The sequence below is a fragment of the Rhizobium hidalgonense genome (assembly GCF_002914525.1).
In the GTDB taxonomy this organism is placed as follows: domain Bacteria; phylum Pseudomonadota; class Alphaproteobacteria; order Rhizobiales; family Rhizobiaceae; genus Rhizobium; species Rhizobium hidalgonense.
The window spans coordinates 1-16,363 of record NZ_LODW01000054.1; the positions used below are offsets into that span (position 1 = coordinate 1).

General features: G+C 60.1%; 16 protein-coding genes and 2 pseudogenes. 15 read left to right on the forward strand and 3 right to left on the reverse strand.

The window, feature by feature from the left end; genetic code table 11:
• Window positions 1-121: pseudogene (locus ATY29_RS36405) on the forward strand (porin); the annotation flags it as partial.
• Window positions 122-322: 201 nt separating this feature from the next.
• Here ATY29_RS36405 and ATY29_RS15225 read toward each other — a convergent pair.
• Together ATY29_RS15225 and ATY29_RS15230 are read right to left on the reverse strand one after the other, a co-directional pair.
• Window positions 323-1,219 (reverse strand): alpha/beta fold hydrolase, encoded by an 897-nt coding sequence (locus tag ATY29_RS15225; protein WP_097536809.1) that lies wholly within the window; start codon window positions 1,217-1,219, stop codon window positions 323-325.
• A gap of 63 nt (window positions 1,220-1,282) precedes the next feature.
• Window positions 1,283-3,358: a lytic transglycosylase domain-containing protein gene (locus ATY29_RS15230; protein ID WP_097536810.1), complete on the reverse strand. Its 2,076-nt coding sequence runs from the start codon at window positions 3,356-3,358 to the stop codon at window positions 1,283-1,285.
• 212 nt (window positions 3,359-3,570) lie between these two features.
• On the opposite strand from ATY29_RS15230, the gene dapA reads away from it, so the two are divergent.
• Together dapA and smpB are read left to right on the forward strand one after the other, a co-directional pair.
• Window positions 3,571-4,455 carry a 4-hydroxy-tetrahydrodipicolinate synthase gene (dapA, locus tag ATY29_RS15235; RefSeq protein ID WP_025415772.1) on the forward strand — a complete coding sequence of 295 codons (885 nt, stop codon included), beginning with the start codon at window positions 3,571-3,573 and terminating at the stop codon, window positions 4,453-4,455.
• A gap of 96 nt (window positions 4,456-4,551) precedes the next feature.
• Window positions 4,552-5,031, forward strand: a complete 480-nt coding sequence (smpB, locus tag ATY29_RS15240) for an SsrA-binding protein SmpB (protein ID WP_012557117.1) — start codon at window positions 4,552-4,554, stop codon at window positions 5,029-5,031.
• Between the two features lie 49 nt (window positions 5,032-5,080).
• Here smpB and ATY29_RS15245 read toward each other — a convergent pair whose 3' ends face one another.
• Window positions 5,081-5,665, reverse strand: coding sequence for a LabA-like NYN domain-containing protein (locus ATY29_RS15245; RefSeq protein WP_003574262.1), 585 nt, complete (start codon window positions 5,663-5,665; stop codon window positions 5,081-5,083).
• A gap of 296 nt (window positions 5,666-5,961) precedes the next feature.
• Here ATY29_RS15245 and rpoZ point away from each other — a divergent pair, with 296 nt between their 5' ends.
• The 12 genes and pseudogenes from rpoZ to ATY29_RS15305 all read left to right on the forward strand — a co-directional run bounded on the left by rpoZ (window position 5,962) and on the right by ATY29_RS15305 (window position 16,334).
• A complete protein-coding gene (rpoZ, locus tag ATY29_RS15250) occupies window positions 5,962-6,366 on the forward strand; it encodes a DNA-directed RNA polymerase subunit omega (protein WP_003574261.1) in 405 nt (134 codons plus the stop codon).
• A 178-nt stretch (window positions 6,367-6,544) separates the two neighbouring features.
• Window positions 6,545-8,779 carry a RelA/SpoT family protein gene (locus ATY29_RS15255; RefSeq protein WP_003574259.1) on the forward strand — a complete coding sequence of 745 codons (2,235 nt, stop codon included), beginning with the start codon at window positions 6,545-6,547 and terminating at the stop codon, window positions 8,777-8,779.
• Between the two features lie 194 nt (window positions 8,780-8,973).
• A complete protein-coding gene (locus ATY29_RS15260; protein WP_003574257.1) occupies window positions 8,974-9,123 on the forward strand; it encodes a DUF3563 family protein in 150 nt (49 codons plus the stop codon).
• Between the two features lie 158 nt (window positions 9,124-9,281).
• Window positions 9,282-9,872 carry a DUF2062 domain-containing protein gene (locus tag ATY29_RS15265; protein ID WP_003574255.1) on the forward strand — a complete coding sequence of 197 codons (591 nt, stop codon included), beginning with the start codon at window positions 9,282-9,284 and terminating at the stop codon, window positions 9,870-9,872.
• Between the two features lie 37 nt (window positions 9,873-9,909).
• Window positions 9,910-10,314: a holo-ACP synthase gene (gene acpS / locus ATY29_RS15270; protein WP_025415773.1), complete on the forward strand. Its 405-nt coding sequence runs from the start codon at window positions 9,910-9,912 to the stop codon at window positions 10,312-10,314.
• A gap of 179 nt (window positions 10,315-10,493) precedes the next feature.
• On the forward strand, window positions 10,494-11,237 hold the full coding sequence (gene lepB, locus ATY29_RS15275) for a signal peptidase I (protein WP_003574251.1): 744 nt from the start codon (window positions 10,494-10,496) through the stop codon (window positions 11,235-11,237).
• Window positions 11,234-11,953, forward strand: coding sequence for a ribonuclease III (gene rnc / locus ATY29_RS15280; protein ID WP_003574249.1), 720 nt, complete (start codon window positions 11,234-11,236; stop codon window positions 11,951-11,953). The genes lepB and rnc overlap by 4 nt, the downstream gene beginning before the upstream one ends.
• A gap of 7 nt (window positions 11,954-11,960) precedes the next feature.
• Window positions 11,961-12,902, forward strand: a complete 942-nt coding sequence (gene era, locus ATY29_RS15285) for a GTPase Era (protein WP_003574248.1) — start codon at window positions 11,961-11,963, stop codon at window positions 12,900-12,902.
• 150 nt (window positions 12,903-13,052) lie between these two features.
• Window positions 13,053-13,805 carry a Crp/Fnr family transcriptional regulator gene (locus ATY29_RS15290; protein ID WP_097536811.1) on the forward strand — a complete coding sequence of 251 codons (753 nt, stop codon included), beginning with the start codon at window positions 13,053-13,055 and terminating at the stop codon, window positions 13,803-13,805.
• A 95-nt stretch (window positions 13,806-13,900) separates the two neighbouring features.
• Window positions 13,901-14,385: pseudogene (locus ATY29_RS15295) on the forward strand (response regulator).
• An 80-nt stretch (window positions 14,386-14,465) separates the two neighbouring features.
• Window positions 14,466-15,236, forward strand: a complete 771-nt coding sequence (recO, locus tag ATY29_RS15300) for a DNA repair protein RecO (protein ID WP_003574244.1) — start codon at window positions 14,466-14,468, stop codon at window positions 15,234-15,236.
• Window positions 15,237-15,338: 102 nt separating this feature from the next.
• The gene (locus tag ATY29_RS15305; RefSeq protein WP_097536813.1) at window positions 15,339-16,334 is read left to right on the forward strand and encodes an aldo/keto reductase; all 996 of its coding nucleotides are present in this window, start codon (window positions 15,339-15,341) and stop codon (window positions 16,332-16,334) included.
• The last annotated feature ends 29 nt before the right edge of the window (window positions 16,335-16,363 follow it).

Sequence of the window (16,363 nt, forward strand, 5' to 3'; positions counted from 1 at the left end):
TCTGACGGTTGATTACCAGATCGTCGACAACTTCTACGCCAAGGCTTCGGTTCAGTACCTCGATCCGGAAGATGCTGACGACTCCACTTCGGGCTACTTCCGTCTGCAGCGTTCGTTCTAATCTGATCTGACTTCGGTCAATCAGGAAAGCCCGGCTCTCTGAGCCGGGCTTTTTTGCATTGAGCGGACCGCATGTCAGCCCGCTGCCCGGCTCCGATGAGGCCAATTCATGTCGCCCGGAAGTGCGACGCTTCCCGGATGACGACATGCATCAAAACAACGAGCGAAAGCGCGTCGCTGATTCAAATTAGTGCTGTAGGCTTTATCGGCGGTAGGCGAGAAAAGCTCGAATGGCTGTGGGGATGCCGCCGTGATGCAGAAGCGGCGCGTGTCCCTGTCCTTCGGCGGTATGCAGGACCAGACCCGGATGCCGGCAGGCCATTTCATCGGCCGTCTCATTTGAAAGCAGAGGCGTATTTTCGCCGCGGATCACCATCAGCGGAAATTGACTCAGGCTTTCGAATTGCCCCCAGAGATCGGGCAGCGGCTGGCTGAGATCGACCGATTTCAGCGCTTCGGCAATCGCCGGGTCAAAATCGGCGACCGGCCTTCCGCCGATGTCGCGATAAAGGGCAAGCGCCATCTCGCGCCAATCATGCTCTGCAAGTGCGGTGAACGAGGCGCCATGATTACCCCTCACTATATCGACCGCCTCGCCCCAGTCTGTCGGCCTTCTGCCGCAGTTGAGGTAGTCTCGAATGCGCGCCAGCCCTTCGGCCTCGACCACAGGCCCGATATCGTTGAGGATGACGGCCTCGAGAAGATCCGGCCGTGTCGCCGCGAGCAGATGCAGGATCAGCCCGCCCCGCGACGTGCCGATGAAGATCGCCCGCTCGATGTCGAACGCCGCGCAGGCGGTAACGACGTCGCGGGCTTCCGTAGTGAGATTGTAGTTCGCCTTTTTCTCGTCCCAGGCCGAGTTTCCCCGTCCGCGCGAATCGAGCGCGATGACCCGCCGTGGTGCCGTCGTGTCCTGGGAGAGAAGCAGCGCCAGCCGATGAAAATCCCGCGTATTGCGGGTCAGGCCTGGCAGACAGATGACCGGCAGCCGTCCTGTAGTTACCGTCTCGTCCGGCCGGTAGTCGCGGGCATAAAGCGTCAGACCATCGGGAGAGGTGTAAAATCGTTCCTGGAAACCGCTTGCATAAGTATCCGGCATCGCATCCCTCGAAATCTGTTGATCCGGAAGATGTAGCCTGCTTTTCCAGCCGCGCAAACAGCGTCAGGAGGCGCTACGCCCGCCGATCAGGTCACGCTCGATATCTGTGGGCTGGCCGAGACGGGCCTTGTAGACCTCGTAATTCTCCATCACCCGCTGGACGTAGTTCCGCGTTTCGGGGAAGGGGATGCGCTCGATCCAATCGACGATCTCGTCGATCGATTTGCCGCGTGGATCGCCGTAGCGGCTGATCCATTCCGGTACCCGCTTCGGCCCGGCATTATAGGCGATGAAGGTGAGGATATAGGAGCCGCCGAAGGCGTCGATCTGCTCGCCGAGATAATGCGCGCCGAGCGTGGCGTTGTAGCCGGCATCGGCGGTCAGCTTGTCTTTCGAATAGGCGATGTTGTGGCGCTTGGCCACCGCCTGGGCAGTCCCCGGCAGAAGCTGCAGCAGGCCGCGTGCGTTCGCCGCCGAAACGGCCGCCGGGTTGAAGGCGCTTTCCTGCCGGGCGATGGCATAGGCAAGCGCCTTACCCGAGCCTGATATATTGGCATTCGACGGGATGACGCCGACCGGAAAGGCGAGCGCTGCGACATCGATGCCGCGTCCATAGGCGATCTTGCCGATCTGCAGCGACAGATGATGGTCGCCGGATTGTTCGGCCTGGGCCGCAAGCACTGCCAGTTCACCGGGGCTCTGCAGTTGCTCGGCAAGCGCGAGATAGAGAATGGCGGCCCGCCATCCATGGCCCGCCGCTTCCAGCCGGGCGATCGCCTGCACGGCTTCGCGTGCCTGGAGGCGTTGCCGGTCGGCCGTGCTCGGCGAGGGATAAGTCACGTTCAGCGTCTTTTGCCCCAGCCGTTCTGCCGCGAGTTGGCCATAGAAGGTGCCGGGGAAGGTCGCAGCCTTCCCATAAAATTCGCTGGACTTTCCAGGACCTCCGGCTTCCGCCGCGCGTCCCAGCCAATACCAGGCGCGTGAAACCGAGATCGGTCCGTTTGATGTCTGCAGGATTTTGCGGAAGTGTTTTTCCGCCGTTGCCGGATCCTGCAGGCCGCGAAGCGCGTACCAGCCGGCATGAAACTCAGCCTCGACGATATCTGTTGGGCTCGTTGCGGCGTAGTCGGCGACGATGCGATAAGCAGGTTTGAACTGTCCCTGGTCGACGAGGCCACGACTGACGATGCGCTGCTCGTTCCACCACTCGCCGGAATTGACAAGCTCGCTGCGCTCGGGCGGCATCCGGTCGAGCAGTGCCGCAGCCTCGGCATATTTGTCCTGTTTGCGCAGATATTCGATCCGCGCAAACAGCAAGCCGGCATCGCTGCGCCATCTCGCATCGACGGCGTCGAGCAGCGCGCCAGCATTGCCGGCCTTGGCGTCGACGGCGGCCCATGCCTTGTAGAGCGACTGCGCCTGGCCCATGTCGCCGAAACGCTTGGCCTGCGCCACCCGGCCGCGATACATCAGATAGTCCATCCGCGCCTTATGGTCGGCCGGCGTCAACAGCGCGGAAAATTCGATGAGGATCTTGTCCTCGGTCGCCTTGTCGAGAGCCTCTCCACGCCAGACCTTGCGGACATATTTTGCTGCCTGCGCCTGTTTGCCTGTTGCAACCAGCGCCCGGCCGAGAATGACGGCGCCCTGCATCGTCTCAGGCGCGGTATCGCCGAAGGCGGCAAGCACGGCGGATGGGGCGGGGTTTTCGTCATAGAGCGCGCGTTCGGAATAGGCACGCAGCCGCGAAAGCCCCGGCCAGCTCTTGAGCTCCTGCGCAGCACTGGCGATCTCATAGGAGGGAACGCCCTTCAATCCAGAAACGGCAATCGCCCAGGTGAGGATATGGCGGTCGAGCGTACCGTCTCGCATATTGTCTCGGATCGACAGCGCCAGCCGCGGATCCTTGTCGGAAAGTGCGTCGAGGCCGGCTTTCAGGTCGCCATTGACGGGTGCGACTGCCGGATTATGCGGAATGGCGCCTGTTGTGATCGATTCAGGCAGTGAAGTTTCAGGGATGAAGCCGAGCGGCTTCACACCGGGAATGGCGGTGCTCTCGCCGGGAAGCGGCGACGCTACGCTGCTCCACGCAGCGGCAAGAAAGCCGAAGGCGGTCAGAATCAGCACAGCTTTCTTCATCCGGGATCTCGCAACGAAAACACGCCCTGCCATTTGGCTAGAGGCATCTTAACGAAACCTTACCGTACCAGGTAAAATTCATTCACATCTGCTATCGGAATTTGCCCTAAACCGAACTCTCCGCGCTTGTCGCGATGATTTCGGCGCTCTATGGTGCGCAAAATATTCATGGAATGCGGCCGAAGCAAGGATTTGGTCGTGAGGAGCTTTGCATGTTCAATGGGTCCATTCCCGCCCTCGTCACCCCCTTCACCGATGCCGGACTGATCGACGAAGACAGCTTCGCCGCGCATGTCGACTGGCAGATCAAGGAGGGCAGCAATGGTCTCGTTCCTGTCGGCACGACGGGCGAATCCCCGACGTTGTCGCATGCCGAGCACAAACGGGTCGTGGAGCTCTGCATCGAGGTTGCCGCAAAACGCGTTCCCGTCATGGCCGGCGCCGGTTCAAACAATACAGGTGAGGCGATCGAGCTTGCCCAGCACGCCGAAAAGGTCGGCGCGGATGCTGTTCTGGTCGTCACTCCTTATTACAACAAGCCGACGCAAAAGGGCTTGATCGCGCATTTTTCGGCGATTGCCGAGGCCGTCGATCTGCCCATCTATATCTACAACATCCCCGGCCGCTCGGTCGTCGACATGACGCCGGAAACGATGGGTGTGCTCGCCAAGGCGCATGGCAATATCGTCGGCGTCAAGGATGCGACGGGCAAGATCGAGCGTGTCTCCGAACAGCGCATGACCTGCGGCAAGGATTTCCGGCAATTGTCCGGCGAGGACGCGACGGCGCTCGGCTTCAACGCCCATGGCGGCGTCGGCTGTATCTCGGTCACGGCCAATGTGGCTCCGCGCCTCTGCGCCGATTTCCAGGCGGCGACGCTGAAAGGCGACTATGGCAGCGCGCTGGAATATCAGGATCGACTAATGCCGCTGCACAAGGCGATCTTCCTGGAACCCGGTCTTTGCGGCGCCAAATACGGGCTCTCCCGGCTTGGTCGCATGAGCCGCAACGTCCGCTCGCCGCTGCTGTCGACGCTGGAGCCGGCAACCGAAGCGGCGATCGACGCCGCCCTTCGCCATGCCGGGCTGCTGAACTGAGGAGACCGGCCGTCTTCACAAGGCCGAGTCGTTCCCTTACATAAAGGGTAAGCAATGAGGGCGCGGTCTTTCGCGCGCCCTGAAGGGAATATTGTCATGGCCCCCAAAGGCAGCCAGCGCGTGGTGAACAAGGTCGTGGCCGAAAACCGCAAGGCCCGCTTCAACTACGAGATCATCGATACCTATGAGGCCGGCCTCGTGCTGATGGGCACAGAGGTCAAGTCGCTGCGCGAAGGCAAGGCCAATATCGCCGAATCCTATGCGTCGGACGAGGGCGGCGAAATCTGGCTGATCAACTCCTACCTGCCGGAATATCTGCAGGCGAACCGCTTCAATCACGAACCGCGCCGGCGCCGCAAGCTGCTTTTGTCTGGCCGTGAAATCCATCGCCTGCGCTCTGCCGTCAACCGCGAGGGCATGACGCTGATCCCGTTGAAGATCTATTTCAACGACCGCGGTCGGGCGAAGATGGAACTGGCGCTCGCCAAGGGTAAGAAACTGCACGATAAGCGCGAGTCCGAGAAGGAACGCGATTGGAACCGGCAGAAGAGCCGTCTGCTGAAGGACAATGGCTAACTAGGCCGCTTGGGGGACGATTGCCGTTTCGCACGGCAATGCTGCCGGATCAGTCCTCGATATCGCTGGCCGGAGCTACGACTTCCACCGGGCGTGGAGCCCGCTCCGCAGGGTCGCGACCGATTTCAGCCTTCAAAGACAAGAGATCGATGAAGTGGTCGGCCTGACGGCGCAGGTCGTCGGCGATCATCGGCGGCTGCGTTGCCATGGTCGAAATCACCGAAACCTTGCGGCCCCTGCGCTGTAGAGCCTCCACAAGATTGGTGAAGTCGCCGTCGCCCGAGAAGATGACGAGATGATCGACCGTCTCGGACTGTTCCATGGCATCGATCGCAAGCTCGATGTCCATGTTGCCCTTGATCTTTCTGCGACCCATGGAATCTGTGAATTCCTTGGCGGGCTTGGTCACGACCTTGTAGCCATTATAGTCGAGCCAGTCGATCAACGGCCGGATCGAGGAATATTCCTGATCCTCGATCAGAGCGGTATAATAGTAGGCGCGCAGGAGATAGCCGCGTTTCTGGAATGCTTTCAATAGTTTGCGATAATCTATGTCGAAACCGAGGCTCTTGGATGCAGCGTAGAGGTTGGCGCCGTCAATGAAGAGTGCAATTTTTTCGCGTGGGTCAAACATCGCTTACCAATCCAATGAGAGCAATCGAAATCCGCAGGACCAAAATTCAATAAAATCAATGAGTTGTGTTTTGATTCTGCTTTGATCCATATTTTAACAATTATTCATATATGAAAGATTTAGGGCACGATTCGGCATATTCCAAGCAACCCCAGGTGGAATTGTGACATTCTCCATGGAAATTTAGATCAGCCGCTTATAAAGACGAGGGGAGCCGGAATGAAAAACTTGTATTTGCCCGGTTTTAATTGTATCGGGCGTGCTAATCCCGAAATGACGACCGTAAAGGACAGGCAATGGCCCGTGTCACAGTTGAAGATTGCATCGACAAGGTGGAGAACCGCTTCGAGCTGGTTCTGCTCGCCAGCCACCGCGCCCGGCTGATTTCCCAGGGCGCCTCGATCACCATCGATCGCGACAACGATAAGAATCCGGTCGTGGCGCTCCGCGAAATCGCCGACGAAACGCTTTCGCCCGATGACCTCAAGGAAGATCTGATCCATTCGCTGCAGAAGCATGTCGAAGTCGACGAGCCCGAGCCCGATCCGGCCAGCATGATCGCCGCCGGCGGTGTCGCTGCAGCCGACAGCGAGGAGCAGGACGACCTGCCCGAAACGATCACGTTCGACCAGATGTCGGAAGAAGAGCTGCTTGCCGGCATCGAAGGCCTGGTGCCGCCTGAGAAGAGCGACGACTACTAAGCGCAGGCCGATCCCCGGTCTTATGATCCGGTCGCAGACGAACCGGAAATCATGCGATGCGAAAGTGCGATGATTACCAATCGTCAATCTTGCGCCTTTATTGCTTAGGCATATTATTGCCCATGTGTGCGCCAATCGTTGATTGGCGCGCTTTTATTTTTACCGGAGTGGCTTTGGAATGATGCGGCAGTACGAGCTCGTGGAGCGGGTTCAGCAATACAAGCCCGATGCCAATGAAGCACTGCTGAACAAAGCCTATGTCTACGCCATGCAGAAGCATGGCCAGCAAAAGCGTGCGAGCGGCGATCCCTATATTTCCCATCCGCTCGAAGTCGCCGCCATCCTCACCGACATGCACCTCGATGAATCGACGATTGCAGTGGCCCTGCTGCACGATACGATCGAGGATACGACGGCGACGCGCGCCGAGATCGACGAACTCTTCGGCGAGGATATCGGCCGCCTTGTCGAGGGGTTGACCAAGATCAAGAAGCTCGATCTCGTCACCAAGAAGGCCAAGCAGGCGGAAAACCTGCGCAAGCTGCTGTTGGCGATTTCCGACGACGTGCGCGTTCTGCTCGTCAAGCTTGCCGATCGCCTGCACAACATGCGCACCCTCGATCATATGTCGGCCGATAAGCGTGCCCGTATCTCCGAGGAGACGATGGAAATCTATGCGCCGCTCGCCGGCCGCATGGGCATGCAGGATATGCGCGAGGAGCTGGAGGAGCTCTCCTTCCGCCATATGAACCCGGAAGCCTACGACACCGTCACCAAAAGGCTGGAAGAGCTTTCCAAGCGCAACGAGGGCATCGTCAAGAAGATCGAGGCAGAACTGCGTGATCTGCTGGTCGCAAGCGGCCTGACTAGCGCCTATGTCAAGGGTCGGCAGAAGAAGCCCTATTCGGTCTTCCGCAAGATGCAATCGAAGTCGCTTTCCTTCGAGCAGCTTTCCGATGTCTACGGTTTCCGGTTGATCGTCGAAGACATCCCGTCCTGTTACCGGGCGCTCGGCATCGTCCACACCCGCTGGCGCGTCGTGCCCGGCCGATTCAAGGACTATATCTCGACGCCGAAGCAGAATGATTACCGCTCGCTGCACACCACCATCGTCGGTCCCTCCAGCCAGCGCATCGAACTGCAGATCCGCACCAAGCGCATGCACGAAATCGCCGAATTCGGCATCGCCGCCCACACGCTCTATAAGGACGGCGCCACCAATGCCGACGGCGACATTCTTTCGCGCGAATCCAACGCCTATTCCTGGCTGCGCCATACGATCGAGGCGCTGGCCGAGGGCGACAGCCCGGAAGAATTCCTCGAACACACCAAGCTCGAGCTCTTCCAGGACCAGGTCTTCTGCTTCACGCCGAAGGGCAAGCTGATTGCCCTGCCGCGCGGCGCCACCCCGATCGATTTTGCCTATGCGGTGCACACCAATATCGGCGATACCACGGTCGGCGCCAAGATCAACGGCCGCATCATGCCGCTGGTGACGCGGCTTGCCAATGGCGATGAGGTCGAGATCATCCGCTCCGGCGTCCAGGTCCCGCCCGCCGCCTGGGAGGAGATTGTCGTCACCGGCAAGGCGCGTGCCGCCATCCGCCGCGCCACCCGCATGGCGATCCGCAAGCAATATGCCGGCCTCGGCCACCGCATTCTCGAGCGCACCTTCGACAGGGCCGGCAAGATTTTCTCCCGTGAGGCGATGAAGCCGGCGCTGCATCGTCTCGGCCAGAAGGATGTCGAGGATGCGATCGCCGCCGTCGGCCGCGGCGAGATGTCCTCGCTCGATGTGCTGCGCGCCGTCTATCCCGACCATCAGGATGAGCGCGTCACGGTAAAACCCTCCGGCGATGACGGCTGGTTCAATGTCCGCAGCGCGGCCGGCATGATCTTCAAGATCCCCGGAAAGGCCAAGCCCGGTCTCGACGGCCGCCATCCGGAAGTCGACACCGACGTTGATATCGGCCCGATCCGCGGCCTGTCCGGCAATGTCGACGTCAAGTTCGCGTCGACAGGCGCGGTGCCCGGCGATCGCATCGTCGGCATCATGGACCAGGGCAAGGGCATCACGATTTATCCGATCCAGTCGCCGAGCCTCCAGCGCTTTGACGATCAGCCCGACCGTTGGATCGATGTCCGCTGGGATCTCGACGAGGCCAACAAGTCGCGTTTCATGGCGCGCATCATGGTCAACGGGTTGAATGAGCCCGGCACGCTTGCCAAGGTCGCCCAGACGGTTGCAGGCCTCGACGTCAATATCCGGTTATTGAATACGGTGCGGGTCGCTGCCGATTTCACCGAAATGATGCTCGAGGTTGAGGTCTGGGACCTGCGTCAGCTCAATCAGCTGCTCGCCCAGATGAAGGAACTGGATTGCATCGCCACGGTCCGGCGGCTCTACGAGTAGGCTTTTGTTAATCCTGACCAGCGGCTGGTCAATAAATTGCACATTTTGTGATCGTTATATGGTCGGAATGGCGCATCGAAAAGGCAAGCAATGCGCCTGATGCATGGCTGACTCCATGTTGCGGCGGTGGTAATTGACCTTTGCCGCGACTATCTTCTGGTCATCGAAACGCAAACAGAAGATGAGACAAGGTAATGTTTGAACCTATCAGGAAAATCGCTCGCGCCCTGCGCGCTCCGACCGCCCAGGAACGTGAAATGGCCTATTTGAACGGCTCGTTCGATCGTATCGATCTCGAGTTTCGTCAGCGCCAGGTCGACCGCGGTCTGTTCCGCAATCGCTGATACTGAGCTTTATACTTGAGACGAGTGAGGGACGTTATGCATAACGGACGCCCCTCGGCGTGAAAAAGCTCTTCTGTGCTGAGAGGGCTGAGCTGTTTTTTCGGCGCTATCATTTGCCGCTCTTGTCATGGTCATGTGCGCTGCACTAAATACCGGCCATGTTGTTTCGCCGTCGCAAGCCCGCGGGATTCAAGGAAAAGATGCGAGAGCTTCTATGGCCCCGCAAAGGTTTCCTTCGCCCGATCCGATACCTCTCAATGCGCATCCTGCGCCTGAGCGCTTCGCCGCACGCGGTTGCGGCCGGCGTTGCTGCCGGTGTCTTCGTCTCGTGGACGCCTTTCATCGGCGTGCATTTTGTCATGGCTTTCGTCATCACCTATTTCCTTTCCGGCAGTATGGTGGCCGCCGCCCTCGGTTGCGCCGCCTTCGGCAATCCGCTGACCTATCCCTTTATCTGGGGCATCACCTGGGAGATCGGGCATCTGCTGCTCAGCCGTGAGGATCAACTGGCCGGTCAGTCGATTGATCTCGCCGCCCTGTTTCACAAGCTGAACTTCACTGAATTGTGGAGGCCGGTGCTGGAGCCGATGCTCGTCGGCGCCATTCCGCCGGCGATCGTCACCTCCGTTGCGCTCTATGCACTGACATTCTACACCGTGAAGGGTTTTCAGACGCGCCGCCACACCCGGCTGCTGGAGCGGGCGCGTCTGCGTCTGGCGAGCCCTGCCGGCGACATGCCGAGCGTATGAACCTGGTCAATAAATCTAAGCGACGGAAGGTTCCGGCATGATCATCGGCATTGGCAGCGATCTGATCGACATTCGCCGCGTTGAGAAGTCCATCGAGCGCTTCGGCGACCGCTTCACCCATCGCTGCTTCACCGAGGTCGAGCGCGCGCGGTCCGACCGCCGGGCGAATCGATGCGCCTCCTATGCCAAGCGTTTTGCCGCCAAGGAGGCTTGTTCCAAGGCGCTCGGCACCGGTATCGCCCAGGGCGTCTTCTGGAAGGACATGGGCGTCGTCAACCTGCCGAGCGGCAAGCCCACGATGGTTTTATCGGGCGCCGCCGCCCTGATCCTCGAATCGATGCTGCCCGCGGGCCACAGGCCCGCCATTCATTTGACAATAACGGATGATTATCCCTTGGCGCAGGCCTTCGTAATTATTGAGGCGTTGCCCGAGAACCTTTGATCGCGACCTCGGGAGCGATTGAGCGCGACCCCGGACGCGATTGATGCGACCCCGGAAGCGTTTCGACGCGACCTCTCGTCGCTTTTGATGCTGTCGCCATTGCCGCAACCGGCCGAAGCCGCTAGAGAGAACGACAGAAAGAATTGCGCCGTCGCGGCGTCTTGAAGGAATAAGACTGCGTGTCCGAAAAAGTCGATACCAAGCCGAACGCCCTGTGGGAAAATATCAAAGTCATCATCCAGGCGCTGATTTTGGCGATGGTGATCCGAACCGTGCTGTTCCAGCCCTTTACGATTCCGTCCGGTTCGATGATGCCGACGCTGCTCGTGGGCGACTACATCTTCGTCAATAAGTTCGCTTACGGCTATTCGAAATATTCGTTGCCCTTCTCGCCCGACATCTTCAGCGGCCGCCTGTTCGGCGCCGATCCGAAGCGCGGCGACATCGTTGTCTTCCGCTTCCCGCCGAATCCCGAGGTCGATTACATCAAGCGCTGCATCGGCCTGCCGGGCGATCATATCCAGGTGACCGACGGCGTGCTCTACGTCAATGGAAAGCCGGTTCCGAAGGTGGCCGATGGTACCTTTACGTCGGACTACAAGCTTGATCCGGGCGCCGATGTGCCGGTCTTCCGCGAAACGCTCGATAGTGGCAAGACCTACGACACGCTCGATCAGTCTCCTGTGTCGCGCGGCGATAACACCCGTGAATTCATCGTGCCGGAAGGCCATTATTTCATGATGGGCGACAATCGCGACAACTCGCTCGACAGCCGCTTCGACGTGGGCTTCGTGCCCGCGGAAAATCTTGTCGGCCGCGCCAGCGTCATCTTCTTCTCGCTCGGCAACGACACCTCCTTCCGCGAAATTTGGAAGTGGCCGACGAACATGCGCTGGGACCGCCTCTTCAAGGTTGTTGAATGAGCAAGGCTCAGACGCTTTCTGCGGCGGACCGCGCAAAGCTTGAAGGCCTGATCGGTCACGACTTCGCCGAAAAGGAACGCCTCGACCGGGCGCTGACCCATGCCAGCGCCCGCACTGAGAAGGTCGGCAATTACGAACGGCTGGAATTCCTCGGCGACAGGGTTCTCGGCCTCTGCATCGCCGAACTGCTGTTCAGTACCTTCGGCACGGCGGGGGAAGGCGAGCTCTCGGTTCGCCTCAACCAGTTGGTCAGCGCTGAAACCTGCGCTGCGGTCGCCGACGAACTCAACCTTCACCTCTATATCCGCACCGGCGCCGATGTGAAAAAATTGACCGGCAAGCGGATGATGAACGTGCGCGCCGATGTCGTCGAAAGCCTGATCGCCGCGATCTATCTCGATGGCGGCCTCGAAGTTGCCCGCCGCTTTATCCTGCGCTACTGGCAGGGCAGGGCGGTCAGGGCCGATGGTGCCAAGCGCGACGCCAAGACCGAGCTGCAGGAATGGTCGCACGCGAAATTCGGCGTCACGCCCAATTACCGGGTTGATGAACGCAGCGGACCGGATCATGATCCGCGTTTCAAGGTGACGGTGGAAGTTGCTGGCATAAAGCCGGAAACCGGCGTAGAGCGGTCGAAGCGCGCCGCCGAACAGGTTGCGGCGACGAAGATGCTTGAGCGCGAAGGCATTTGGCAGCAATCGCCTGCCGGAAACTGACGGGACAATGACACAAGAAGAAGATATCGCGGCCGAAGCTGCCGTAGAAACCAGTGGTCCGACGCATTCGGGCTTCGTCGCGCTGATCGGGCCGACCAATGCCGGCAAATCGACGCTGGTCAACCGCCTCGTCGGCGCCAAGGTTTCGATCGTCAGCCATAAGGTCCAGACGACACGCGCGATCGTCCGCGGCATTGCCATCCACGACAACGCCCAGATCGTCTTCATGGATACGCCTGGTATCTTCAAGCCGCGCCGCCGGCTCGACCGCGCCATGGTGACCTCGGCCTGGGGCGGCGCGCGGGATGCCGACCTGATCGTGCTGCTGATCGACAGCGAACGCGGCCTGCGCGGCGATGCCGAAGCCATCCTCGAGGGCCTGAAGGAAGTCCGGCAGCCGAAGATCCTGCTGCTCAACAAGATCGACCGTGTCAACCGCGAGGATCTGCTGGCCCTGGCGGCCGCGGCCAATGAGAAGATCGCCTTCGAACGTACGTTCATGATCTCGGCCGAAAATGGCTCGGGCTGCGATGACCTCATGGACTATCTGGCGAAAACGCTTCCCGAGGGGCCGTGGTACTATCCGGAAGACCAGATCTCCGATCTGCCGATGCGCCAGCTCGCCGCCGAGATCACCCGCGAGAAACTGTTTCTGCGCCTGCATCAGGAGCTTCCCTACGCCTCGCATGTCGAAACGGAGAAGTGGGAGGAACGCAAGGACGGCTCGGTGCGGATCGAGCAGGTGATCTATCTCGAGCGCGACAGCCAGAAGAAGATTGCGCTCGGCAAGGGTGGTGAGACCATCAAGGCGATCTCGACTGCGTCACGTAAGGAATTGTCAGAAATTCTCGAGCAGCCGGTCCATCTCTTCCTATTCGTCAAGGTTCGCGAGAATTGGGGTGACGATCCCGAGCGGTTCCGCGAAATGGGCCTCGATTTTCCGAAATGAGCATGGCAAGGATTTCGTCGGCCGGCCGCCAGCTCCTTGTTTCCGCATAAAAAATCCATTTCGATCACGGAACAATTCGGTGGCTTGTGCATTCCTGGGTGAACGGCGCGCCAAGGACGGCGCGCCGGTTTTGCGACGGCAAGGGCGGGTATGGTGACGTCGAGATCGATCAATTCTTTCAAGACCCCTTGCCAGCAATGTCCTTTGCGGCCCCTGCCGCATTTCAGGGAATTCAGCCGCGACGAGCTGGAATTCGTCTCGACCTTCAAGAGGGGTGAGCTTGCCGTCGATGCCGGTTCCACCATCCTCGTCGAGGGCGCCCATAGCGCTCATCTTTTCACGGTACTTTCCGGTTGGGGCTTTCGCTACAAGATGCTGGAGGATGGCCGCCGCCAGATTCTGAATTATATTATGCCGGGCGACCTGATCGGCCTGCAGGGAACGATCGCCGGCGAGATGCAGCATTCCGTCGAAGCGCTGTCAGCGGTTTCCCTCTGCGTCTTCGAGCGCGACAGGCTGATGACGCTTTATAACAAACACCCGTCGCTCGCCTTCGACATCACATGGATCGCTGCGCGCGAGGAGCGCATTCTGGATGAGCATCTCTTGAGCATCGGCCGGCGCACGGCGCTGGAGAGAGCGGCCTACCTTCTGGCTTTCCTCTTCGAGCGCGGCAGGCAGCTTGCTCTCTTCAACGGCCGAAAATTCATCCCGATCACCCAGCAGCACATTGCCGACACGCTCGGCCTTTCCATCGTCCATACCAACAAGACGTTGAAAAAGCTCGGGGAACGTGGATTGATCCGCTGGCAGGAGCGCGGCTGTGAGGTGCTGAACGGCGAGGAATTGCTGGCCATATCAGGCTGGGAAGGGCTCGGAGAGGGCAAACGCCCGTTCATCTAGCTGGGTCCTATGTCTTTTTTAAATGCGCATTAGCATTTTGGAAAATAAGCTCGGCCGTTATCTTTCCTCGATTTGATTCTTATCGGCCGGGCAAAATGGTTTATTCAGAAATGGTGGCGGAATTCACCGATAGCGTGCCATACGGGGCACCGGAGGGCATTGATGTTGGCGAAAAGGCCGGGCGCCGAGGCAGCCGCCCGACGGAGTGCCTGGAATCATGAGCGCAATTCGTGTTCTGGTTCTTGAAGACAGTCTGATCATCGCGATGGAGGCGGAGGATATGCTGCGCTTGGCCGGCGTCGAGAATATCGATATCGTCGGGGGTGTGGAGCAGGCGAGGGCTGCCATCGCTGCGGAGACATATGATTTCGCCCTTCTCGACGTCAATCTTGGCGAAGGCATGAGCTTCGGATTTGCCCGTCATCTTCTCGATCTCGGTATTTCCTTCGGTTTCGTCAGCGGCTATTCCGATACCGGCGATTTCCCGCCCGATCTGCAGCATATTCCGCTCCTGGTGAAGCCTTTCGACGAGACGGCGATGCGTGAGTTCCTGCTGAGGCTTTTCCCGGCCGTCGCCTGATGCGGTCCATGACGGCAGACCTTTCCGATTTTCGGGGATATACGCTAGAATGGATTCGTCAGCCGTAAGGACTTCTTTCGATGCAGTGGCAGGACCATGCGATCATCCTGGGCGTCAAGCGCCACGGTGAGACGAGTGTCATCGCTGAGGTGATGACGCGTGATCGCGGCCGCCATCTCGGCCTGGTGCGCTCTGGCCGTTCGCGCGCCATGCAGCCGGTGCTGCAGGCCGGCAATGCCGTGGAGGTCCTCTGGCGTGCCAGGTTGGACGAACATCTCGGCGAATTTCGCGTCGAGCCGGTGACGCTACGCGCCGCCCGCCTGATGGAAACGGCGACCGCCGTTTACGGCGTCCAGGCGATGGGCGCTTTGCTGCGGCTGCTGCCGGAGCGAGATCCGCACCCCCACCTCTTCGATGCGCTGGAGGTCATCCTTGATCACCTGCACAACCCGGCCGATGCCGGCGAACTCTTCGTGCGTTTCGAACTTGCGGTGCTGAATGATCTCGGCTTCGGCCTCGATCTGGCCGAATGCGCCGCGACCGGCGGCCGTTCCGATCTCGTCTATGTCTCGCCGAAATCCGGCCGCGCCGTCAGCCGCAGCGCCGGCGCCCCCTGGGCGAACAAGCTGCTGCTCCTGCCGCCGTTTCTCGGTGCCGAAGGCAACCATGCGGCCGACTTCGATAGTCTCGCGGCGGCTTTCCGTTTGACGGGTTTTTTTCTGCATCGCCACGTCTATGAACCGCGCGGAATCGAAGCCGTGGCAGCCCGCGACGGTTTCGTCCAGGCGGCGCTCAAGGCGCTCAATCCGGCCTTGCCGGCGCTTTCGGGTCCGAATGGTATTTCCGCCTGAACACAGGTTTTTTACCAGTGCAAAACATCCTCCGAATTTGGCGGTTTACCCGTATGGAGGCCCTTCCTATGTCTTGGAGGACTGCCAGCCAAGGAGGATCTCATGCTGACCAAGACCGCCACCCCGACGACGATCACGCTCTGGAACGGCCGCGAAATTCCGCGTCTCGGCATGGGATGCTGGGCGATCGGCGGACCCTTCTTTGCGGGCGAGACGCCGCTCGGCTGGGGCGAAGTCGACGACGATGAATCCGTCGAAGCGATCGGCCGCGCCATCGAACTCGGCATCCGCTTCTTCGATACGGCCTCGAATTACGGCGCCGGCCATTCCGAGGAGGTACTTGGGCGGGCGATCGGCAATCGCGACGATATCGTCGTCGCCACCAAATTCGGCTTCGCCACCGACCCGGACACCAAGCAGGCAACTGGCGCCTTCGCCGATGAAGCCTTCGTCCGCCGTTCGGTCGAGACCTCGCTGCGCCGACTCAAGCGTGACCGTCTCGATCTCCTGCAGTTCCACATCAATGATTTTCCGTTGGAACAGTCGGATACCGTCTTCGATGTGCTGGAGGCGCTGCGCGCCGAAGGAAAGATCGATGCGTTCGGCTGGAGCACCGATTCTCCCGATCGCGCCGCCCGCCATACCGGCCGCCAGGGCTATGTCTCCGTTCAGCATACGATGAACGTCTTCGAGCCGGTGCCGGAAATGATTGCGGTGATCGAAAGACAGGGGCTGATCTCCATCAATCGCGGTCCGCTGGCCATGGGGCTTCTGACCGGCAAGTTCACCGCCGACAAGGCGGTGGGCGCCAAGGATGTACGCGGTGCTGCCCTCGATTGGATGGTCTATTTTAAGGACGGGCGCATGGCCCCGGAATTCGCCGCAAGGCTCGACGCCGTCCGCGATCTCCTGACCTCGGGCGGCCGCACGCTGACGCAAGGCGCACTTGCCTGGCTCTGGGCAAAGTCGCCGCGCACCTTGCCCATTCCGGGCTTCCGCACCGTCGCCCAGGTGGAGGAAAATGCAGGCGCGCTGGAAAAGGGACCGCTGCCAACCGATGTCATGGCCGGGATCGACGCCGCACTCGCGCGCGCGTGAAGATCGGTGACACTCGCCCACGCTCCCTT